The organism is Streptomyces sp. NPDC001544 (assembly GCF_042894285.1).
Classification (GTDB): Bacteria; Actinomycetota; Actinomycetes; order Streptomycetales; family Streptomycetaceae; genus Streptomyces.
The window spans coordinates 47,237-69,575 of record NZ_JBIAVN010000004.1 but is presented as its reverse complement, the minus strand read 5'-3'; the positions used below and the strand labels follow the sequence as shown (position 1 = coordinate 69,575).

Here is a 22,339-nt window from a genome sequence, read left to right as displayed (position 1 = left end):
TCGTTCGCCGACCTCCCCCAGGGTTGTGGATCGCCGTGCGACCCTGTGGACAACTTCTTCGGGCTCCGTCGCTTTTTCGGTCTTCGCCGAGCCCGCGCTACTGCTTCTTCTCGACCGCGTGGCCGCCGAACTGGTTGCGCAGCGCGGCGATCATCTTCATCTGCGGCGAGTCCTCCTGACGGGAGGAGAACCGCGCGAACAGGGACGCGGTGATCGCCGGCAGCGGCACCGCGTTGTCGATGGCGGCTTCCACGGTCCAGCGCCCCTCGCCCGAGTCCTGTGCGTAACCCCGCAGCCCGGCCAGGTGCTCGTCCTCGTCGAGGGCGTTCACCGCCAGGTCGAGCAGCCAGGAACGGATGACCGTGCCCTCCTGCCAGGAGCGGAAGACCTCGCGGACGTTCTCCACGGAGTGGACCTTCTCCAGCAGCTCCCAGCCCTCGGCGTAGGCCTGCATCATGGCGTACTCGATGCCGTTGTGGACCATCTTCGCGAAGTGACCGGCACCGACCCGGCCGGCGTGCACCGCACCGGAGTCGCCCTCCGGCTTGAGCGCGTCGAAGACCGGCTGCACCTTGGCGACGTTCTCGGCGTCGCCGCCGTACATCAGCGCATAGCCGTTCTCCAGGCCCCAGACACCGCCGGAGACCCCGCAGTCGACGAAGCCTATGCCCTTGGCGGCCAGCTCCTCGGCGTGCCTCTCGTCGTCCGTCCAGCGGGAGTTGCCACCGTCCACGACCACGTCGCCGGGCTCCAGCAGCTCGGCGAGCCGGTCGATCGTCGACTGGGTGGGGGCACCGGCCGGGACCATCACCCAGACCACGCGCGGGCCCGAAAGCTTGCCCACAAGCTCTTCCAGGCTGTGGACGTCCGCGAGGTCAGCGTTGCGGTCGTATCCGACGACGGTGTGGCCCGCGCGGCGGATCCGCTCGCGCATGTTGCCGCCCATCTTGCCGAGGCCGACGAGACCGAGCTCCATCAGTTGTGTTCCTTAGGTCGCTGTGTGGCGTGAGAGGCACTGTCGTACCTGTGTCCGAGCCTAAACCCGGACTCTCCCGCACAGCTGTGGGCATACGCGCTCATTCGTATGCCCTCACCTGCGACTTCGCTGGAGTCGGCGCTCAGCCGCCGAAGCGACCGCAGACTCAGCCGCTCAGCCGCACCGGCATGATCAGGTACTTGTAGGCCTCGTCCGCCTCGGCGTCCACCGCCGGCTTGCCGCTGAGCAGGGCGGGCTTGGTGGACGTCGTGAACGACAGCTGGGCCACCGGGGAGTCGATCGCGCTCAGGCCGTCCAGCAGGAAGGTCGGGTTGAAGGCGATCGAGATGTCGTCGCCCTCGAGCTGGGCGTCGACCCTTTCCACAGCCTGTGCGTCGTCGCTGGAGCCCGCCTCCAGGATGAGCACGCCCTGCTCGAAGCTGAGCCGCACCGGGGTGTTCCGCTCGGCGACCAGGGCCACACGCTTGACGGCCTCCACGAACGGGGCGGTCTCGATCACGGCGACCGAGTTGAACTCGGTCGGGAACAGCGTGCGGTACTTCGGGAGGTCGCCCTCCAGCAGGCGGGTCGTCGTACGACGGCCGGCGCCCTCGAAACCGATCAGGCCCTCGCCAGCGCCCGATCCGGCCAGCGCCAGGATGACGTTGTCACCGCTGGTCAGCGCCTTGGCGGTGTCCTGGAGCGTCTTGGCGGGGACCAGGGCGACCGCGGAGACGTCCGGGCTCTCCGGCTTCCACAGGAACTCGCGGACCGCGAAGCGGTAGCGGTCGGTGGAGGCCAGCGTCACCGTGTCGCCCTCGATCTCGATGCGCACACCGGTGAGCACGGGCAGCGTGTCGTCCCGGCCGGCGGCGATGGCGACCTGCTGCACCGCGGAGGCGAAGACCTCGCCGGGGACCGTGCCGGTCGCGTTCGGCATCTGGGGCAGCGCCGGGTACTCCTCCACAGGCAGTGTGTGGAGGGTGAACCGGGAGGAGCCGCAGACCACGGTCGCCCGTACACCGTCTGTGGAGATCTCCACGGGGCGGTTGGGCAGGGCGCGGGAGATGTCGGCGAGCAGACGGCCGGAGACGAGGACCGTGCCCTCTTCCTCGACCTCCGCCTCGACGGACACCCGCGCGGACACCTCGTAGTCGAAGCTGGACAGGCTCAGCTGGCCTTCCTCCGCCCTCAGCAGCAGGCCGGCGAGGACAGGCGCCGGCGGACGGGCCGGGAGGCTGCGTGCCGCCCAGGCCACTGCCTCCGCGAGTACGTCGCGTTCCACCCGGATCTTCACCGTAAGCCGCCTCCTGCTGCTGTTGCCTCTGAGTCCTCCGACTCGGTGTCACAGCCCACTGCGACGGGAAGGACACCGGGGACCAGTCTGACGCACCGCACTGACAGTAGGTGCCTGTCGGGGTCAAGTCGCTCCGAGGGGCAGCCGGGCTCGAGACGGCGAGTTGTGCACAGGCCCCGCTTCGAAACGGATTTCCCGCTCTCTCTAGTCGGGAGTAGTAGTAGGGCCTGTGGATACCGTGGATAACCACGTTTTCCCAGCTCAGAGGCAGGATTTTGTCCACCGGTCCTGTGGGTGACGCCGGTGGACAACCGAGGCGTTCTGTGGAGAACAGAAAGTTCTGCACACAGCACCCACAGCCCGGGGCCGGTTCTCCCCAGCTGCGTCCCCAGATTTACCCACGTTTCCCACACCCCAATCCGGCACCTTGGTGTGACGGCTTTCACTCGCGGCAGTGATCGGGGGCGTCGCGTTGCCGAACAGTGGACAGCGATGTGGAGAAGCCGCCGATCGCTGGGGACAACGGCGTCCAACCTGTGGGTTGTCGGTGGACAACTTCGTGCACAGCCTGTGGATCCCCGCTTCGTCCACAGTCTGTGGAGATCGTCCGTCCACGGATCCACAGGGGCATGAGCTGGGCTGATGCCCTTTCGACCGCACAGCCTGTGGATGGTTTCGGGACAACTCCGTGGTCCCCAGGATGTGGACGCAAGAAAGTGGCCCAATCTGTGGAGGAAGGCCGTAACCCGGCCGGTAATCGAACAGCGGATGGCCGCGTCATGACGAAGGGCGCCCCCGGGATCTGCCTCCCGGGGGCGCCCTCGGTGCCGTCGTGCGGCTGCGTCAGCCGTTCTTGATGCGGTTGGTCAGCTCCGTCACCTGGTTGTAGATGGAGCGGCGCTCGGCCATCAGCGCGCGGATCTTGCGGTCGGCGTGCATGACGGTCGTGTGGTCGCGGCCACCGAACTGCGCGCCGATCTTCGGCAGCGACAGGTCCGTGAGCTCACGGCACAGGTACATGGCGATCTGGCGGGCGGTGACGAGCGCGCGGCCGCGCGAGGTCCCGCACAGGTCTTCCACCGTCAGCCCGAAGTAGTCGGCGGTCGCCGCCATGATCGCCGTCGCGGTGATCTCGGGGGCCGAGTCCTCACCGCCGGGGATCAGGTCCTTCAGGACGATCTCCGTCAGCCCCAGGTCCACCGGCTGCCGGTTGAGCGAGGCGAACGCGGTCACCCGGATCAGCGCGCCCTCCAGCTCTCGGATGTTGCGGGAGATCCGGGAGGCGATGAACTCCAGCACCTCCGGCGGGGCGTTGAGCTGCTCCTGCACCGCCTTCTTGCGCAGGATCGCGATGCGCGTCTCCAGCTCGGGCGGCTGGACGTCGGTGATCAGGCCCCACTCGAAACGGTTCCGCAGCCGGTCCTCCAGCGTGACCAGCTGCTTGGGCGGCCGGTCGCTGGACAGCACGATCTGCTTGTTGGCGTTGTGGAGCGTGTTGAACGTGTGGAAGAACTCCTCCTGCGTCGACTCCTTGTCCGCCAGGAACTGGATGTCGTCGACGAGGAGGATGTCCATCTCGCGGTAGCGCTTGCGGAAGCTGTCGCCCTTGCCGTCGCGGATGGAGTTGATGAACTCGTTGGTGAACTCCTCGGAGCTCACGTACCGCACGCGTGTGCCCGGGTAGAGGCTGCGGGCGTAGTGCCCGATCGCGTGCAGCAGGTGTGTCTTGCCGAGCCCGGACTCCCCGTAGATGAAGAGGGGGTTGTACGCCTTCGCCGGCGCCTCGGCGACGGCCACCGCGGCCGCGTGTGCGAAGCGGTTGGAGGCGCCGATGACGAAGGTGTCGAAGAGGTACTTCGGGTTCAGCCGCGCGGTCGGTTCGCCGGGTCCGGTCGCCGGCGCGGGCTGCGCGGCCAGCGGGCCGGGGGCGCCGGTCGTGGGCAGGTTCGGGCCCACGGGGCCGCCGCGGTGCACGTGGCCGGCACCGGCCGGCGGCTCGGGGAGCTCACGGCGGGCGGGGTCGCGCTGGTCGTAGTCGGAGCGCGGCTTGTCGTAGTCCGAGCGCGGCTTGTCGTAGTCCGGGCGTGCCTGCTCGTAGTCGGAGCGGGGCTTTTCGTAATCGGAGCGCGGCTTGTCGTACGACGGCTCGTAGGACGGGCGGTCCATCGCCTGGGGACGGTAGTCCTGCGGCGGGGTGCCGTAGGAGTCACGGTGCGGCTCTCCGTAGGAGTCCCGTTTCGGCTCACCGTACGGGTCGCGGCGCGACTCCCCGTACGAGTCCTGCGACGGCGACGCGTACGGGTCCCGCTCGGGGAAGCCGAGGCGCTGCTGCTGCCAGCCGTACTCGTCGTGGGACGGGCGCGGCCAGGCGCCGGGCTCGGGCCGCTGGTACTCGGACGGGTAGGCGGGCCGGGCCGTGGGCAGCTGGTCGTCGGCCCGATGGCGGCCGTATCCCTCGTACTGCCCGGTGGGGAGCTCGGGCTCCTCGTAGCGCGGCTGCGGCTGCTGCTGGGCGGGAGGCGCGGGCGGGGCCGGGAGGTCGCCCGCGGAGTCGTCGACGGTGATCGCGATCCGGATCGGGCGGCCGCACTCGCGGCTCAGGGTCTCACTGACGATCGGGGCGAGCCGGCCCTCCAGTACGCCCTTCGCGAATTCGTTCGGTACGGCGAGCAGCGCGGTGTCCGCGACCAGCGCGAGCGGCTGGCAGCGCCGGATCCAGTGCTCGTCCTTGGTCTCCACGCCCTGGCCGCGACCCTCGCCGAGGAGCTGCTCGAGTACTCGTGGCCACACTGCGGCAAGATCGGCAGGTACGTCAGCCACAGGGACACGCTCTCTCACAGGTCCCACGAACGTGTGGTCACGGGACGGATCGGGATGTACATCGGCGGGGCGGGGGACAAAGGAACGAATCGGAGTCCAGTCACGGTAGTCAGGGCGGCGGGTGCGGTTCAAGTTGTTGTCCCCAGCCTGTGGACAGTGTCTCTGCGTGGCTCCCGGTTTGACCGGATGGCCCAGCCGCGCGTACCGTAACCAGGTCGAGTTGTCGATGGCTGCTGCCGCCTGCCTCCGATGGGCACAGATCGCTGAAGGTGATCGGGAAGCGGTGCACTCGGGCGTGACGCGAGCTACTCGTGGGCGCACGGTGACAGCCAGGGCGGCACCCCGCCACTACCGATTTATTTCTGGAGCCCCCGAGTGAGCAAGCGCACCTTCCAGCCGAACAACCGTCGTCGCGCGAAGACCCACGGCTTCCGGCTGCGTATGCGCACCCGTGCCGGCCGCGCGATTCTCGCGTCCCGCCGTAGCAAGGGTCGCGCCCGCCTGTCCGCCTGATTCCGATCAGGTCATGACGTCGTGCTGCCCACCGAGAACCGGCTGAGGCGGCGCGAGGACTTCGCGACCGCGGTACGACGGGGTCGCCGGGCCGGCCGCCCGCTCCTCGTCGTCCACCTTCGTAGCGGTGCCACGGACCCGCACGCGCCTGGGGAGAGCGCTCCCCCGACGCGTGCGGGTTTCGTCGTGAGCAAGGCCGTGGGTGGCGCGGTCGTGCGGAACTCAGTGAAGCGCAGACTTCGCCATCTGATGCGTGACCGAGTGGCCCTGTTCCCCCCCGGTAGCCTGGTAGTCGTACGAGCGCTGCCCGGAGCGGGCGACGCAGACCACGCACAGCTGGCCCGAGACCTGGATGCCGCCCTTCAGCGGCTGCTGGGAGGGGGCGCGCGATGAAGTACCCGCTGCTGGCTCTGATCAAGCTGTACCAGTGGACGATCAGCCCACTGCTCGGGCCGGTGTGCAAGTACTACCCGTCGTGCTCCCACTACGGCTACACGGCCATCGACCGGCACGGTGCGATCAAGGGCACGGCACTCACCGCCTGGCGCATTCTGCGGTGCAATCCGTGGTCGCTGGGTGGGGTGGACCATGTTCCGCCGCGCAAGCGCCCGCGGTGGCACGAAATGCTGCGTGACGCCTGGCGGGCACGCAGGGGCGGGCCCTCCGCCGCCGAACCGGCCCTCGAGGGGAAGCTTCCTTCCGAGCCTCCTTCGAGCCCGGCCGCAGAGACCTCGTCCCATGCCCAAGGAGCATGATTAGTGGACACGATTGCCAGCCTCTTCAGCTTCATCACGACACCCGTTTCGTGGGTCATCGTCCAGTTCCACACGGTGTACGGCGCCATTTTCGGCCCTGACACCGGGTGGGCCTGGGGCTTGTCCATCGTCTCCTTGGTGATCCTGATCCGTATCTGCCTGATCCCGCTCTTCGTGAAGCAGATCAAGGCGACCCGGGCGATGCAGACGCTCCAGCCCGAGATGAAGAAGATCCAGGAGCGCTACAAGAACGACAAGCAGCGCCAGTCCGAAGAGATGATGAAGCTGTACAAGGAGTCGGGTACCAACCCGCTCTCCTCGTGCCTTCCCATCCTGGCGCAGTCCCCGTTCTTCTTCGCCCTGTACCACGTGCTCAACGGCATCGCGTCGGGCACGACCATCGGCGTCATCAACGAGTCGCTGCTGGCCAGTGCCCGTAAGGCGCACATCTTCGGAGCTCCGCTGGCGGCGAAGTTCAAGGATGGCTCCGCCACCGTCCAGGCCCTGGGCGCCACGGTCACGGATGTACGGGTCGTCACGGCCCTCATGATCATCATGATGTCCGCGTCGCAGTTCTACACGCAGCGTCAGCTGATGACGAAGAACGTCGACACGACCGTGAAGACGCCGTTCATGCAGCAGCAGAAGATGCTGATGTACGTCTTCCCCGTGATGTTCGCCGTCTTCGGTATCAACTTCCCGGTCGGTGTCCTCGTCTACTGGCTGACCACCAACGTGTGGACCATGGGCCAGCAGATGTACGTCATCCACAACAACCCGACCCCGGGTTCCAAGGCTCAGGCCGCCTACCTGGAGCGTCTGACCAAGCACGTCACGCACCACGGCAAGGTCAGTCGGCGCAGCGAGAAGGCGATCATCAAGGCGATCGTCGCCAAGGGCCGCGACCGCAACGAGTTCGAGCGCAAGTTCATCAACGGCCTGACCAAGGCCGGCCTCGCGGCCCAGGCCGACGGGTCCGTGGTGAAGAGCGAGGGTCAGACCGTCGCACAGACCGAGGACGGTGTGACCACCACCACCGCCACCGCTGCCAAGCGTCAGCAGCCCAAGCGCCAGTCCAAGGCCCAGCGTCAGTCCGGCGGGCTGAAGCAGGCGGGCGAGGGCGCGCCGTCCATGTCGCTCGAGAAGTCCGACGAGCCCGAGGACGCCCAGCCGGACGCCAGGCAGGACGCCAAGCCCGCCGTCGCCAAGAACGCCCCTCAGAAGCCCGGTAACGGCACCCGCAGCAGGGCCCAGTCCGGGCAGCGCAAGGGTGGCCCGCAGCGGCCCAAGTCCCCCTCCAAGAAGTAAGAAGGAGCCCATCCCGTGACGGAAGGCACCACCTCCGCCGCTGCCGAGGGTGCAGACACCCTCACCCGCCTGGAGCAGGAAGGCGAGATCGCGGCGGACTACCTCGAGGGTCTGCTGGACATCGCCGACCTCGACGGCGACATCGACATGGATGTCGAGGCCGACCGTGCCTCTGTGTCGATCATCAGCGACACGGGCAGCCGCGACCTGCAGAAGCTGGTCGGCCGGGACGGCGAGGTGCTGGAGGCGCTGCAGGAACTGACGCGGCTGGCTGTGCACCGGGAGACCGGGGACCGCAGCCGGCTCATGCTGGACATCGCCGGCTACCGGGCCAGGAAGCGCTCGGAGCTGTCCGAGCTGGGCGCCAAGGCCGCCGCGGAAGCCAAGAGCAGCGGTGAGCCCGTGAAGCTCAAGCCGATGACCCCGTTCGAGCGGAAGGTCGTGCACGACGCGGTCAAGACCGCGGGCCTGCGCAGCGAGTCCGAGGGCGAGGAGCCGCAGCGCTTCGTCGTCGTGCTGCCCAACTGATTCGGTTCGTACGTTCCCCGGCCCCGTCTGTTGCGCAGGCGGGGCCGAATTTTGTCAGCCTGGTAGTTCTGGTGGTCGGCGCTGATGCGCTGATGCGGTACGGAAGGACGGTCCCCGTGACGGAGGCAGCGGAGCTCCCCCCTGTGCCCGAGCAGGCGCGGGAGGTGTTTGGTGATCGCTTCGCCGATGCTGTGCGTTATGCGGAGCTGCTCGCCGAGGCGGGCGTGCAGCGCGGGCTGATCGGCCCCCGTGAGGTGCCCCGCCTCTGGGAACGGCATCTGCTCAACTGCGCGGTGCTCTCGGAGGTGGTCCCCGAAGGCGTCACCGTGTGCGACGTCGGCTCGGGTGCCGGCCTGCCGGGGATTCCGCTGGCGCTCGTCAGAAGCGACCTGAAGATCACTCTGCTGGAGCCGCTGCTTCGGCGGACGAACTTCCTGACGGAGGTCGTCGAGCTGCTGGGCCTGGACCATGTGACCGTTGTGCGTGGCCGTGCCGAGGAGGTCATGGGCAAGGTGCCGCCGGTGCATGTGGTGACGGCCCGCGCGGTCGCTCCCCTGGACCGGCTGGCCACCTGGGGCATTCCGCTGCTGCGGCCGTACGGCGAGATGCTGGCGCTCAAGGGGGACACCGCGGAGGAGGAGTTGAAGGCTGCGGCCACGGCGCTGAGCAAGCTCGGTGCGGTGTCGACGTCCGTCCTCCAGGTCGGTGAGGGAGTGGTGGATCCCATGTCCACCGTGGTGCGGGTAGAGGTCGGGGAGAGCCCTGGCGGTGTACGTTTCGCGGCCAAGCGAGCCAAGGCGGCCCGTACGGGACGCACACGCAGGCGTCGGTGAGACGTACTCCACACAAGCTGCCAAACCCAGGCATGACGGAGTGTCGCGACAGTCCGGACGGCCGGGCTGTGCATCGTGTTTCACGTGAAACGTCGCTCACTGCTGCACGGCATCATCAGTCGCGGCCGCGCCGCGGCCGAACCGCGTGACCGGAAGCCTCTTGGTTCACTCGGAGAGGCAACGGAGTTGTCCACAGAGGTGGATTTCTCCACAGATCGCCAGGCCTCACTGGTTCACGACCCCGAAGGCATGGCAGGCTCTGTTCATTGCGAGCCTGAAGTCGAGGAGAGTGAATCCTTGCGGTCCGACGCCAACATCGCGGGACCGATGACCGATCCGGTCCCCGGTCCCCGTACCGAGTCGACGGGGGCGGATGTTTCACGTGAAACACCGCCCCCGATGGACGACACTCCCATCGGTCGTGCTGCCCAGCTTGCGGTGGAGGCTCTGGGTCGTGCCGGTGAAGGCCTGCCACGGCCTGAACAGACCAGGGTCATCGTGGTCGCCAACCAGAAGGGCGGTGTTGGCAAGACGACGACGACCGTCAATCTCGCCGCTTCGCTGGCCCTGCACGGTGGTCGGGTCCTGGTGATCGACCTCGACCCCCAGGGCAACGCTTCCACTGCCTTGGGGATCGACCACCACGCCGAAGTCCCATCCATCTATGACGTGTTGGTCGAGAGCAAGCCCCTGGCGGAGGTCGTCCAGCCGGTTCCTGATGTGGAGGGCCTCTTCTGCGCCCCTGCCACGATCGATCTCGCCGGTGCGGAGATCGAGCTGGTGTCCCTGGTGGCACGGGAGAGCCGACTGGACCGGGCGATCCGGGCCTACGAGCAGCCTCTGGACTACATCCTGATCGACTGCCCGCCCTCGCTCGGACTGCTGACGGTCAACGCTCTGGTGGCGGGCCAGGAGGTCCTCATCCCGATCCAGTGCGAGTACTACGCGCTGGAGGGTCTGGGGCAGTTGCTGCGCAACGTCGACCTGGTGCGGGGTCACCTCAATCCCGCACTGCATGTGTCGACGATCCTGCTCACCATGTACGACGGCCGGACGCGGCTCGCGTCCCAGGTCGCGGACGAGGTGCGCACGCATTTCGGTGACGAGGTGCTGCGGACGAGCATTCCCCGCTCGGTACGTATCTCCGAGGCGCCGAGCTACGGGCAGACGGTGCTGACGTACGATCCAGGCTCGAGCGGTGCCCTCTCCTATCTTGAGGCGGCGCGAGAAATCGCCCTGAAGGGCGTCGGTGTCAGCTATGACCCGGCCAACGCCCACATCGGCGCACAGAGCAACCCGAGCATGGTGGAGGGGATCCAGTGAGCGAGCGACGGAGGGGACTGGGTCGTGGTCTCGGCGCCTTGATCCCTGCTGCCCCGACGGAGAAGAACCCGGCTTCGGCCGCGGTGGGAGGTTCGGCGTCCACGTCCCCTGCAGCGGTGCCGGTCCTGACGACCGACCGGGGGGTGGCTGCCGCGAAGGTGGCTACGCTGCCGGCGGTCGCTGAGGAAATCGAGGAGCCGTCGGCGCCTGGTGCCGCGGAAGCGCATGCGGCTCCTGTGGGGGCCCACTTCGCGGAGATCCCTCTCGACGCCATCTCGCCGAACCCGCGCCAGCCGCGTGAGGTGTTCGACGAGGACGCGCTGCAGGAACTGGTCACCTCCATCAAGGAGGTCGGCCTCCTCCAGCCCGTCGTCGTACGGCAGCTGGGCTCCGACCGGTATGAGCTCATCATGGGCGAGCGGCGCTGGCGGGCCTGTCGTGAGGCCGGGCTCGAGGCGATCCCGGCGATCGTGCGGGCCACGGACGACGAGAAGCTCCTCCTGGACGCGCTGCTGGAGAACCTGCACCGCGCTCAGCTGAACCCGATCGAAGAGGCGGCGGCCTACGATCAGCTGCTGAAGGACTTCAACTGCACCCACGACCAGCTGGCGGACCGGATCGGCCGTTCCCGCCCGCAGGTCTCCAACACCTTGCGCCTGCTGAGGCTCTCGCCGAAGGTCCAGAACCGAGTGGCCGCCGGCGTGCTCTCCGCCGGGCATGCGCGGGCACTCCTGTCCGTCGAGGACCCGGAGGAGCAGGAGCGCCTTGCCTACCGGGTCGTGGCCGAGGGACTCTCTGTCCGGTCCGTCGAGGAGATCGTGACCCTGATGGGATCACGGCCGAAGAGGGCCCAGCGGTCCAAGGGGCCGCGGGCCGGTTCTGTCCTCTCTCCGGCTCTGAACGAGCTCGCCACGCGTCTGTCGGATCGTTTCGAGACCCGGGTGAAGGTGGACCTGGGGCAGCAGAAGGGAAAGATCACCGTCGAGTTCGCCTCGGCGGAGGATCTCGACCGGATCCTGAGCACGCTCGCTCCGGGCGAGAAGCTGAAGCTCCAGAAGAGTCTCTCGGAGGGGGACGCCGAGGACGTGGAGGGCTGAGCCTGCGGCCGGGCGAGGGCTGCTTCGTCCGGCTGACCGAGGGAGCGGGGCGTGTTGCGGTGTGTACCGGAACACGACCCGCTCTTTGCGTTCAGTCGGTGTCGAGGGAATCCCATCGTGGATACGATGCGATCAGGTAGGGCGCATCCACCTGGTGGCACCTCTGAGGGGGAGGCGGGGGCCATGCGATCGGTGAGCCGGTCCGGACTGGTGAGGGCGGGCCTCGGGCTCGGTGCGGTCGGCGGGTTCGTCGGCAGCCTGCTGAGGGAACGGAGCACACTGACAGCAGCTCGCGAGGCCGCGGGCGAAGGAAGTGAGGAACAGCCTTCATGGGGCGCCGGCTCGTACCGCTCACGCTGGACAACCTTCAGGACCTTCCCAAGCGCTGTCGCTCGTGCGTCTTCTGGGAACTGGACCCGGTCAGCGGTGAAGCCGCGATAAAGGCGGGCACGGCAGCGTTGGAGAAGGAGGCATGGATCTCCGCCGTGCTCTTGGACTGGGGATCCTGCGGCCGGGTCGTCTACGTCGACGACATCCCTGTCGGTTTCGTTCTCTACGCTCCCCCGGCCTACGTCCCACGTTCCACGGCGTTTCCCACGAGCCCGGTCTCCCCGGACGCGGTGCAGTTGATCACCGGCTTCATCATGCCGGGCTACCAGGGACAGGGGCTCGGCCGAGTGATGGTCCAGACGGTCGCCAAGGATCTCCTGCGCCGGGGATTCAAAGCGATCGAAGCATTCGGTGATGCCCGCTGGAAGGAACCGGCCTGTCTGCTGCCGGCCGACCATCTGCTGGCCGTGGGCTTCAAGACGGTCCGGCAGCACCCGGCTTATCCTCGGCTGCGGCTGGAGCTGAGGTCGACCCTCTCCTGGAAGGAAGACGTGGAGATGGCGATCGACCGGCTGCTGGGAGCCGTGCAGAAGGAACCGGCGCTGCGCCCCCTCTGAAACGAATGGGCCAACCCCGAGGGGTTGGCCCATTCGTGTTTCACGTGAAACGTCACTCGGCGATGAAGTCCTCAAGGTCGCGGACGATCGCGGCCTTGGGCTTGGCGCCGACGATGGTCTTGGCGACCTCACCGTGCTGGTACACGTTCAGGGTCGGGATCGACATGACGCCGTACTTCGCAGCCGTGCCCGGGTTCTCGTCGATGTTGAGCTTGACGATCTCGATCTTGTCGCCGTATTCAGCGGCGATCGCCTCGAGGGACGGCGCGATCTGACGGCACGGACCGCACCAGGCGGCCCAGAAGTCCACGAGGACAGGCTTGTCGCTCTTGAGGACTTCCTGCTCGAAGGAGTCGTCGGTCACGTTCTTCAGGTCGGCCACGGATGGCTCCTAACTGGTGCGGTGGGGTGGAAGGGGGTCAGACGGCGGTCTTCTCGGGCTCGGCCGGCTCCTCGTCCGCGAGAGCGGAGAGGAAGCGCTCGGCGTCCAGGGCGGCGGAGCAACCCGTACCGGCCGCGGTGATCGCCTGTCGGTAGGTGTGGTCGACCACGTCACCGGCGCCGAAGACACCGGTCAGGTTGGTTCGGGTGGAGGGAGCGGCGACCTGCAGGTAGCCCTCCTCGTCCAGGTCCAGCTGGCCCTTGAACAGCTCGGTGCGCGGGTCGTGGCCGATCGCGATGAACAGGCCGGTCACCGGCAGGTCCGAGAGCTCGCCCGTCTTGAGATTGCGCAGCTTGAGGCCGGAGAGCTTCTGGTCGCCCTGGATCTCGGCGACCTCGCTGTCCCAGACGAACTTGATCTTCGGGTCACCGAAGGCGCGCTCCTGCATGGCCTTGGAGGCGCGCAGGGTGTCCCGGCGGTGGACGATGGTCACGGACTTGGCGAAACGGGAGAGGAAGGTGGCTTCCTCCATCGCGGTGTCACCGCCACCGATCACGGCGATGTCCTGGTCCTTGAAGAAGAACCCGTCACAGGTGGCGCACCAGGAGACACCCCGGCCGGAGAGCGCGTCCTCGTTCGGCAGACCCAGCTTGCGGTGCTGTGAGCCGGTGGTGACGATGACGGCCTTGGCCCGGTGGACCGTGCCCGCGGTGTCCGTGACGGTCTTGATCTCTCCGGTCAGGTCGACCGAGACGATGTCGTCCGGGATCAGCTCGGCACCGAAGCGCTCCGCCTGGGCGCGCATGTTGTCCATGAGGTCGGGACCCATGATGCCGTCGCGGAAGCCCGGGAAGTTCTCCACCTCGGTGGTGTTCATCAGCGCACCGCCGGCGGTGACAGCGCCCTCGAACACCAGGGGCTTCAGCGACGCTCGCGCGGTGTAGAGCGCCGCCGTGTAGCCGGCGGGCCCGGAGCCGATGATGATCACGTTACGGACGTCGCTCACGGCTTGATTCCTCGTCTCTGGTCTGTGTCAGTCGACCGGTGGGAGTTCCTTTCGGACCTCTCACCCCACCCAACGGATCCTAAGGGGCGTGCATTCCCGGTGTGTCAGGGCACACGGGTCCACCCACGGTACGCATAACCGCGTCGGGCCGGGACGAAGCTCCCTTTGCTCAGGGACGTGCGAGCGACTGCTTGACCAGGACCTTGCCCGCCGAGACGGACTGTCGGCTGATGCACGAAGCGTCGATGACGTAAGCCGTGACCCGGGCGCGGTCGGAGGGGTCAGAGAGCACGACGAGGAAGGCGGTCTTTCCTTCGTACGTCCCTGTCTTCGCGCCGAGGATGTCGCCGTGGGCCTGGATGCCCTTCCGGACGCACTCCGGTACGGGGGCGGAAGGCTGGATCAGGGTCTTCGTACTCTCGCCCTGCTGCGGACTGTTCTTCGTCGACTTGGTCGAGTTCGTCGAGAGAAGACCGTCCACCTGGCTCCTGATGTCGCTTCCGGAGAAGGTGCCGATGGAGGTCGCCCGGGGACTCTGTGCGGTGGTGTTCGACCCGCCGAGTGACTGCAGGAAGAAGGAGAGGGACCCCAGGACGGCAGCGGTGAGGATGGACCCCAACACGACGAACCTGCGGCGGCGGCCGCGTCCGCGGCTCTGACGGCCCGGCCCGGTCGCCGCGCGGGAGTGTCCGGCGGGACGGTCCGCAGGGGCCGGTGTTTCACGTGAAACGTGGGCGTCGACGTCCGTGGCAATCGGTCGCGCTTCGGCAGCGAGGGCGGCGTCGATGCGGTCGGCGACATCGGCAGGCATGTGGGTCGGCCCCGGCAGGGTGCCCAGGAGGGCCCGGATCTCTTCGAGCGAGGACTGGACTTCGGCGCAGAGCTCGCACTCCTGTAGATGACGGCGCAGATCATCGGTTCGGGACGCTGGCAGGAGACCTTCGGTGAGGTCGGAGATTTCGGCGATGTCCGGGTGCCCAGCCGTGTCTGTCGTGGAACTCACGCTCGCCCACCTCCACCCTTCACTGTGTCCTGAGACCCCGCTGCGGGTGGGACGGATGTCTCCTGCGCCCGGTTCCGTGCCAGGTCCGGTTCTTTTCCGTCGCCGTCGCCGGAGCTCCCCGGCCGTAGATGGGAGAGCAGTGGCAGGAGTCTGGCTCTGCCCCGGGCGCACCGGCTCTTCACCGTGCCCGTCGGCACGTCCAGGACACGGGCGGCTTCTGCGACGGGGTAGCCCTGCATGTCCACGAGGACGAGGGCCGCGCGCTGATCGGCGGGGAGGGTACCGAGCGCCTCCAGGAGCTGGCGGTGCAGATCGTTCCGCTCGGCCGGGGCTGAGGCCTCCTCGTGCGGATCCAGCAGCTGTTCCAGGCGCTCGGTGTCGTCGACGGGAGCGGTCTTCCGGGACGCCGCCTTGCGGGCACGGTCCAGGCAGGCGTTCACCGTGATCCGGTGCAGCCATGTCGTGACGGCCGACTGGCCCCGGAAGGTGTGCGCGGCCCGGTAGGCCGAGACGAGCGCGTCCTGAACGGCGTCAGCGGCCTCCTCGCGGTCCCCCAGCGTCCGGAGGGCCACGGCCCAGAGCCGGTCCCGGTGGCGCCGCACGATCTCACCGAAGGCGTCGGGGTCACCTTCGACGTGGCGGGCGAGGAGGTCTTGATCGCTGACGGTCCCGTCCGTGGCCTCGTCCAATGGCTTCCCTTCCCACCCGGGCTCCCCGAGTCGGCTCTCAGGATCCGTAGACCTTGATTTCCGAGACACCGCCCCGGTAAGTGTCCGCGCTGCTGTCCTGCGGGAGGCTGGTGATGTGGATCAGGACATACCGTGTCTTGATCGGCTTCTTGAGGCCGGTGGACAGGCTGCTGCCGGCTTTGCTCAACTGCGTGATGCGCTGCGGGTAGCTTCCCAGATCGGATGATCCGGAGCCTTCTCCGTCGGCGGCCAGGACTTCGACGGTTTGACCGCTCCGGTAGAAGTCGATGTCCAGCTTGGTCACCGTGCGCACCGAGCCGAGGTCGACGATGATGCCGCTTCCTTCCTTGCGCGGCGCCAGATTGCCGAAGTTCGGGTAGCCCCGGTACTGCGGGGTGACCCAGGCCGTGCCGGGATTGCCGTCCACAGACAGGGAGACCTCGTCCTCCTTGATGCCGGACCCGCTGGGCGCGAACTCCGCAGCTGACGAGATTTTGAGGAGCTTACCGGCGAGAACGGGGTTCTTCTTGCCGCTCTTGCCGCCCCCGTCCGTCGTCTGCGTCCTCGGCGTGTCGTCGGACTTGCCGTCCTGGCCCAGCAGGGCGTCCGCGAGCTGCCAGCTGCCTAGGCCCAGGGCGGCGATGAGAAGGGCGGAGACCGCCCACTTCAGCGCCTTGCCGGTGCGGCTCTGCAGTGGCGGCGGCGGGGTCGTGAGCGGCTGGGTGATGCCCGGGTGCGCGGCAGGCCGGCCGTACGTGCCCTGCTGGTACGTGGTGCGCTGGTACTCCGGCGGCGCCGTGAAGGCGGGCTCCGGCGGCCGGATGCGGGGCATCTCGCCGATCGCCTTCACCAACTCCTCCGGAGTGGTGCACGGCGACTCGTGCCGGGAGGCCGTCGCGCCGTCGTTCGCCAGCGCCCGCATGGCGAGTTCGGACAGCCCTCGGTGGACGCCGGCCCGCACCTGGTCCGGCGGGATCAGCCCGATGTCCTTGGGCAGGCCGGACAGGCCGTAGGCGTCGTTCTCGTACGGCCAGCGCTGGGTGAGCGCCGCGTACAGCAGGGCGCCGATCGCCTCGGTGTCGGTGCGCTGCGGGGTGTCGGAGCTGATGCCGCGCAGCGCCGCGTTCACGGCGAGGCCGCGGATGCGCCACTGGCCGGTGGAGGCGCGCAGTACGGCGTTCGGGTTGAGGCGCAGATGGGCGAGGCCCTCACGGTGCGCGGCGGCCATGGCGGAGGTGACCTGGCTGACCATCTGGTAGGCGTCGTGCGGTTCCAGTGGCCCGGCGGACAGCAGCGTGGACAGTTCGGTGGCGTCGGGAAGCCATTCGTGCACGACGTACACGAGGTCGTTCTCGTCGACGGCGTCCAGAACCTGGACGAACCGGGGATCGCCGAGCAGCGCGGAGGAGCGGGCGGCGGCCAGCACCGAGCGGGCCCGTGCGTGCTCCGCGGGCAGGACATGGACGCCGACGGCGCGGCGGAGTTTCTCGTCCACCGCTCGCCAGCTGCTGAATCCGTCCAGACGGGTGACGCACTCCTCGAGGCGATAGCGTCTGGCCAGCTTGTGACCGCTGTGCAGTTCGGGAGGTGAGGCCTTCCCGCGGCCTTCTGTCCCGTTGCTCCCTTCCGCCTCGTCGCTGTCCGTGTCCCGCTCCGGGTTCTGGGCCACCCCGTCGGCCGTGGACTGGTCCGCCTTGGCGGTCAGCGGTTCGTCACCGCTGTTGTCTGCCACGTCGACGGCAGCCGTGCTCCGTTCTGCCACCGTCGTTCCCTGCCTCCCCATCCGTTGCACCCTGTCCGACGCCGAAACCAATTGTGCCCACAGTCCGCCGCTATGCACGACACGCGGCGGCGAACGATGGTTGTGCGCTTACCCTCGCCTCAGCGCCCCAGACGCCCGCGCACCATGCCCACGAGGGAGTTGAGCTCCTCGATGCGCATGCGGCGGGCGGCCGCGAAGAAGACGCCGAGCAGGACGGCACCGCCGGCCAGCAGGGCGGCGAAGGAACCGAGAACGCCCTGTCCGAGAGTGTGGCCGATTCCGTAGCAGGCCGCACCACTGAGCAGTGCGGCGGGTACGGAGGCGATGCACAGCCGGGCGTAGGTCCTGATGACCCGGGAGCCGTCGAGGTCACCGCCGAGCCGCTTGCGCAGCCGCTTCCAGGCGACGCCCACGCCGATGGCGTACGCGAGGCCGTAGGCGGCCGCCATGCCGGCCACGGCCCAGCGGGCGGGGAGCAGGAAGTAACAGGCCCCCGAAGCGGCGGCGTTGACCGCGGCCACGATGACGGTGTTGTAGAAGGGCGTCCGGGTGTCCTCGTAGGCGTAGAAGGCACGCAGGACGACGTACTGCACGGAGTACGGGATCAGGCCGAGGCCGAAGGCCATGAGCATGTAGCCCATGTGGACGGCCGAGCTCGTGCCCGCGGAACCGAAGATCAGCGTGCACATCGGGATGCCGAGCGCGAGGAAGCCGAAGGCGATGGGCACGATGGCGACGGCGGTGGTGCGCAGTCCCTGGGAGATGTCGTCGCGGATGGCGCCGGTGTCGTCCTCGGCGGCCGAGCGCGAGATGCGCGGCAGCAGGGCGGCCATGAGGGACACCGTGATGATGGCCTGCGGCAGGCCCCAGATCAGCTGGGCGTTGGCGTAGGCGGCGAAACCGGTGCCCTTGACTCCGGAGTCCTTGCCGGCGGCGGTGGACAGCTGCGTGACGACCATGGCGCCCGCCTGGTTGGCGAGGACGAACAGGACCGTCCACTTGGCGAGCATCGCGGCCTTGCCCAGGCCGTGGCCCTTCCAGTCGAACCGCAGCCGGATCCGGAAGCCGGTCTCACGCAGGTACGGGATCATGGCCAGCGCCTGGACGACCAGGCCGAGCAGCACGCCGACACCGAGGAGTCGCTGCCCCTCCGGCGGGATGGTGCTGACGTCCATGTGGGAGTTGGCGGCGGTGCCGTACACCCAGATGAACATGCCGAGCGTCACGATGATGACGATGTTGTTCAGGACCGGGGTCCACATCATCGCGCCGAACTTCCCGCGGGCGTTGAGGATCTGACCCATCACCACATGGATGCCCATGAAGAAGATCGAGGGCAGGAAGTAGCGGGTGAAGGTGACCGCCACCTCGTTGGCCGCCGGGTCGTCGGCGATGGTGGGGGACAGCATCCGTACCAGCAACGGCGCGGCGAACATCGCGAGACCGGTGAGCGCGGCCAGCGCCACCATGACCAGGGTCAGCAGGCGGTTGGCGAAGGCCTCGCCGCCGTCCTCGTCCTCCTTCATCGATCGCACCAGCTGGGGCACGAAGACGGAGTTGAGGCCGCCGCCGACGGTGAGGATGTAGATCATCGTCGGCAGCTGGTAGGCCACCTGGAAGGAGTCGGCGAGGAGGCTGAGGCCCAGGGCCGCGGCGATCAGCGCGGAGCGGATGAACCCGGTGAGGCGGGAGACCATCGTGCCCGCTGCCATGACGGCGCTGGACTTCAGCAGTCCGGCGGCCTTGCCGCCCTTCTTCCCGGCGGGAGCCGCGGGGGCGGCGGCCTCCGGGGCCGCGGGGCCCGAGGGGCCGCCGGGGACAGCCGGAGCAGAAGCGGCGGTGCCGAGAGCGATCGTGGAGTCGGTGCCGTAGCTCCCGGCCCCGGAGGGAGGAGCGGAGGGGTACGAGGCCGCCGGGTGCTGCCCCACGGGCGCCTGGGGCCCGCCCGGCGCTGAGGACGGACCCGGCACGGACGGCGGCTCCGTCGACGCGTGTCCGCCGCCCTGCTGCTGGTCCCGGAAGAGGTGCGCGAAGGCGTCCGGCTGGTGCTGCTCCTCGCCGGAGTGCGTGACCAGGTCGTCGACGCCCACGAACTGGGTCGTGCGGGGGTCGTCGCCGTATGGCAGGTACTGCGTCGGACCGGACGGTTCCGGTGCCGGGGTCTGGGCCCAGACATGCGGGTCGGGGGCGTACGGCGAACGGTCCGGCTGGGCGTACGGCTGCTGCTGGGGGTACGTGCCCGGCGGCGGCGGGGGGTGGGCGGCACGGTCGTAGAGCGCCTCGGCGACCGGGTCCTGGGCGGAGAGGTCCTGCGCCCGGTAGGGGTCCTGGTCGTAGGCGTCCTGGAGGTACATGTCCGCCGCGTGCTGCGGCGGTACCTGGCCGGGCTCGGGCGGCTCGGGGTAGCCCGAGCCGGCCGCGGCCTGGCCGCGGTCACCGTCGTACGGCGAATTCATGGTTACCCCACCTCATCGTCCCCGGGCCCACCGGCCACGACATCGCTCAACGGTCCACTCTCTCACCCGTCCCGGACGGGTCGGCGCTTTCCGGTGCGGTGTCCGGTGTCGGGTCACTCGGCTGCCCCTGGTCGTCTGCCCGGGAGCCGCCGCCGGACTCTTGCGTGGGGTGGTCCTCGGGGCCTTCGGGGTTCTCCGGTCCGTCGGTGCCCTCCCCCGCCTCGTCGGGGCCGTCGTCCTCGGCCTGCCGGGCGGCCGCGCGCTTGCGCTGGGTGTACATACGGAATCCGGCGAGGACGAGCAGCAGGACGCCGCCGCCGATGACCAGCATCACCGTGGGGGTGACCTCGGTGACCTTCACGTCGAACGTGACCGGTGCGCCGTACTCCTGGCCGTCCTGCGTGTAGAGCTGGGCGATCACCGTCACCCGGCCGTTGGCGTTGGCGGAAGTGGTGAACTTCACGGACTGGCTGTGCCCGCCGGAGACCGTGACGTTCTGCTCCATGTAGGCCTTGTCGCCGATCTTGAGGCGGGTCGGCATGGTGGAGGTGAGCCGCAGGACGAGGTGGTCGACGGGCTGCACCAGGTTGTTCTGGACGGTCACCGGGATGGTGGCGCTGCGGCCGGAGAGCTTCGTCTCCGACTTGTCGATCAACTTCACCTGCTGGGCGAGGTCGTCGATGTAGTTCTCCACGCCCTGCCGGAAGCCGTCCGCCTTGCTGCTGCTGCCTCGCCAGGACACGGACATCTCACGGTTCATGGCCCGCCCGAAGGGGGTCACCACCCGGGACTGGTCGGTGAGGATCACCTTGAAGTTCTCGAGCTTGTCCTCGGTCCGTGCGATCTGCTCGAAGGCCGACCGGGGCAGCTCCTGCTCGCGCAGCGACGACGGGTAGGCGGACGTGGACGGGATCCTTGTGGTGGCGCCGGGGTCCGGCTTGGCCTTGGCCGCCTCGGAGAGCTCCTGCGACTCGGACCAGTTGCTGTCCCGGAGACCCGTGAGCGCCTGGGCCATGGCCTGGACCTGGGCGATGGACGGCATGCGCTGCGGGGCGACGACGATGCTGCGTTGCTTGTCCGTCTGGCTGCCGAGCTCCAGGCTCTGGGCCAGGAAGCGCTGCACGGCGAGTGTGGTGGAGCCCGCCTTCGTGAGGTCGCCCTCGAACGCCGTGGACAGCCGGGCGTCCGCGACCACCGCTGTGGTGCCGCTGCCGATCGGTCGGGCCGCAGAGGGCGTGTAGGACAGGCTGCCGGTCTCCTGCAGGCTGTCGCTGCGGGCGATCACCTTGTCCGCGCCGGCGGAGGTGGCGACCTTGATGATCGAGGGGTCGACGGCGCCGTCCACCGGCCACGCGAAGTCGGTGTCGGGTGTGACGTGGAGCACGGTCTGCACCGTGGTGGCGGCGACGTCCGTGGCGTCCTTGAGGTGGCTCAGCGATCCGGTGACGCTCGTGCCGTTGTGGGCGAGGGAGGCCAGGTCCGGGTCGGCGAAGGGCAGGGCGACGACCTCCTTGCCCGCGACCGCTTCCTGCAGGTCGGCGAGCCACTGCTTGGCGACCGCCTGATGGGTTCCCGCCGTGGTGGTGTCGCCCGGGCCCTTGATCCTGTAGTTGCCCACCATCGCGTCGACGGACGCCAGCAGATCCGGATCGATCACCCAGGTGACGTCGAGGTCCTTGCCCAGCGCGAGCATCTGCGCAAGGCGGCCACCGGGGGCGATCTCCTTGGCGAGGTCGTCGTTGCGGAAGACCGGTGTCTGCCGTTCACCGGCTCCGGTCTTCGCCATCACGTGGACGCTGGAGATCAGCGGCCACAGATACGTGGTCTTCGTCCTGGTGTCGGACTCGGCCGGCTGCCAGGGCAGGAAGGTGCGCTGGATGCCCAGAACCTGGTCCCACGGCTGGGCGGAGGACTTGCCGGAGAGGGAGACGTCGAACTCGTAGACGCCGTCCTGGCCGAGGTCGAGCTTGTCGACCGGCACGGAGATACTGAAGTGCTCGGCGACGCCCGGGGTGAGCTGGGCGAACTTCTCGACGTACTTGCCGCCGACCTCGGAGCCGACGGAGGCCTGGAGGTCGTCGGAGTGCTTGGCGGTGTTGTCGATCGCCGACCGGGTGTCCAGGTGGGGGCCCACGCGCAGACCCACGTGGGCGTTGGTGACCGCCTGCTTGCCGTTGTTGGTCACCGTGCCGGAGACGGTCAGTGTGTCCCCGTCGGTGGGGGTGCTGGGGGTGAGGGAGTCCAGGGAGACGTCCACCGTGTCGGACGTGGCGGCCTGGGCGGGCGCGGCGGCGGGCAGCTGGAGCAGACCGGCCAGCAGCGGCGCCCCGGCGAGCAGTGCGCCGGTGCGCCGCAGCCAGCGGCGGGCAGGTGAGGGACTCGTCCCCTGGAAGTCTGCCGCCTCGGCCACGCGCTCGCCCGTCCCTCGTCGTCGTCAGTGGTCGTCGGAATGTGCGTCCACGCATGGTAACGATGCCCGGTGAGGGGAAGTGCCGCGGTCTGCTCCGCAAGATCGGGAGGGCGGTGCCGTCCTGCCCCCTATTCCCGGCATCGAGCGGGGAGCGGCGTACGCCCCGAACGCTGGTTTTGTGAGGAAAAGCATCCTTCTGTTCCTGTGGGTGTTCCTCCGTGCTCAATGGAGGCG

General features: G+C 68.6%; 19 protein-coding genes. 9 read left to right on the top strand and 10 right to left on the bottom strand.

Annotated features, from left to right (window positions below; genetic code table 11):
- Positions 1–97 precede the first annotated feature (97 nt).
- From gnd to dnaA, 3 genes are all read right to left on the bottom strand, one after another.
- A complete protein-coding gene (gene gnd, locus ACFY0F_RS13100; RefSeq protein ID WP_388792547.1) occupies positions 98–976 on the bottom strand; it encodes a phosphogluconate dehydrogenase (NAD(+)-dependent, decarboxylating) in 879 nt (292 codons plus the stop codon).
- A 166-nt stretch (positions 977–1,142) separates the two neighbouring features.
- A complete protein-coding gene (gene dnaN, locus ACFY0F_RS13095) occupies positions 1,143–2,273 on the bottom strand; it encodes a DNA polymerase III subunit beta (protein ID WP_388792545.1) in 1,131 nt (376 codons plus the stop codon).
- A gap of 843 nt (positions 2,274–3,116) precedes the next feature.
- Positions 3,117–5,093, bottom strand: coding sequence for a chromosomal replication initiator protein DnaA (dnaA, locus tag ACFY0F_RS13090; protein ID WP_388792543.1), 1,977 nt, complete (start codon positions 5,091–5,093; stop codon positions 3,117–3,119).
- Between the two features lie 375 nt (positions 5,094–5,468).
- Between dnaA and rpmH the strand changes: the two genes are divergently transcribed.
- The 9 genes from rpmH to ACFY0F_RS13045 all read left to right on the top strand — a co-directional run bounded on the left by rpmH (position 5,469) and on the right by ACFY0F_RS13045 (position 12,397).
- A complete protein-coding gene (gene rpmH / locus ACFY0F_RS13085) occupies positions 5,469–5,606 on the top strand; it encodes a 50S ribosomal protein L34 (protein WP_003956500.1) in 138 nt (45 codons plus the stop codon).
- A gap of 21 nt (positions 5,607–5,627) precedes the next feature.
- Positions 5,628–5,999, top strand: coding sequence for a ribonuclease P protein component (rnpA, locus tag ACFY0F_RS13080; RefSeq protein WP_388792541.1), 372 nt, complete (start codon positions 5,628–5,630; stop codon positions 5,997–5,999).
- On the top strand, positions 5,996–6,361 hold the full coding sequence (gene yidD, locus ACFY0F_RS13075; protein ID WP_388792539.1) for a membrane protein insertion efficiency factor YidD: 366 nt from the start codon (positions 5,996–5,998) through the stop codon (positions 6,359–6,361). Before rnpA ends, yidD begins: the two co-directional genes overlap by 4 nt.
- Positions 6,362–6,364: 3 nt before the next feature.
- On the top strand, positions 6,365–7,669 hold the full coding sequence (gene yidC / locus ACFY0F_RS13070) for a membrane protein insertase YidC (RefSeq protein WP_388792537.1): 1,305 nt from the start codon (positions 6,365–6,367) through the stop codon (positions 7,667–7,669).
- A gap of 15 nt (positions 7,670–7,684) precedes the next feature.
- Positions 7,685–8,197 carry a protein jag gene (locus tag ACFY0F_RS13065; protein ID WP_388792535.1) on the top strand — a complete coding sequence of 171 codons (513 nt, stop codon included), beginning with the start codon at positions 7,685–7,687 and terminating at the stop codon, positions 8,195–8,197.
- A gap of 116 nt (positions 8,198–8,313) precedes the next feature.
- Positions 8,314–9,030, top strand: coding sequence for a 16S rRNA (guanine(527)-N(7))-methyltransferase RsmG (gene rsmG / locus ACFY0F_RS13060; RefSeq protein WP_388792533.1), 717 nt, complete (start codon positions 8,314–8,316; stop codon positions 9,028–9,030).
- Between the two features lie 249 nt (positions 9,031–9,279).
- Complete coding sequence (locus tag ACFY0F_RS13055; RefSeq protein WP_388793206.1) at positions 9,280–10,353, top strand: ParA family protein; 1,074 nt, start codon at positions 9,280–9,282, stop codon at positions 10,351–10,353.
- Complete coding sequence (locus ACFY0F_RS13050) at positions 10,350–11,450, top strand: ParB/RepB/Spo0J family partition protein (RefSeq protein ID WP_388792531.1); 1,101 nt, start codon at positions 10,350–10,352, stop codon at positions 11,448–11,450. The genes ACFY0F_RS13055 and ACFY0F_RS13050 overlap by 4 nt, the downstream gene beginning before the upstream one ends.
- Positions 11,451–11,779: 329 nt before the next feature.
- Positions 11,780–12,397, top strand: coding sequence for a GNAT family N-acetyltransferase (locus tag ACFY0F_RS13045; protein WP_388792529.1), 618 nt, complete (start codon positions 11,780–11,782; stop codon positions 12,395–12,397).
- A 52-nt stretch (positions 12,398–12,449) separates the two neighbouring features.
- Here the strand turns inward: ACFY0F_RS13045 and trxA are convergent, their stop codons facing one another.
- From trxA to ACFY0F_RS13010, 7 genes are all read right to left on the bottom strand, one after another.
- Entirely contained in the window at positions 12,450–12,779 is a 330-nt protein-coding gene (trxA, locus tag ACFY0F_RS13040) for a thioredoxin (RefSeq protein WP_388792527.1), read from the bottom strand.
- A gap of 37 nt (positions 12,780–12,816) precedes the next feature.
- Positions 12,817–13,785, bottom strand: a complete 969-nt coding sequence (gene trxB / locus ACFY0F_RS13035; RefSeq protein WP_388792525.1) for a thioredoxin-disulfide reductase — start codon at positions 13,783–13,785, stop codon at positions 12,817–12,819.
- Positions 13,786–13,954: 169 nt separating this feature from the next.
- Positions 13,955–14,788 carry an anti-sigma factor family protein gene (locus tag ACFY0F_RS13030; RefSeq protein WP_388792523.1) on the bottom strand — a complete coding sequence of 278 codons (834 nt, stop codon included), beginning with the start codon at positions 14,786–14,788 and terminating at the stop codon, positions 13,955–13,957.
- A complete protein-coding gene (sigM, locus tag ACFY0F_RS13025; protein ID WP_388792521.1) occupies positions 14,785–15,477 on the bottom strand; it encodes an RNA polymerase sigma factor SigM in 693 nt (230 codons plus the stop codon). The genes ACFY0F_RS13030 and sigM overlap by 4 nt, the downstream gene beginning before the upstream one ends.
- A 37-nt stretch (positions 15,478–15,514) precedes the next feature.
- Entirely contained in the window at positions 15,515–17,239 is a 1,725-nt protein-coding gene (locus tag ACFY0F_RS13020; RefSeq protein WP_388792519.1) for a protein kinase family protein, read from the bottom strand.
- 119 nt (positions 17,240–17,358) lie between these two features.
- A complete protein-coding gene (gene murJ / locus ACFY0F_RS13015) occupies positions 17,359–19,695 on the bottom strand; it encodes a murein biosynthesis integral membrane protein MurJ (protein WP_388792517.1) in 2,337 nt (778 codons plus the stop codon).
- Between the two features lie 46 nt (positions 19,696–19,741).
- Positions 19,742–22,105 carry a DUF6049 family protein gene (locus tag ACFY0F_RS13010; RefSeq protein ID WP_388792515.1) on the bottom strand — a complete coding sequence of 788 codons (2,364 nt, stop codon included), beginning with the start codon at positions 22,103–22,105 and terminating at the stop codon, positions 19,742–19,744.
- Positions 22,106–22,339 lie beyond the last annotated feature (234 nt).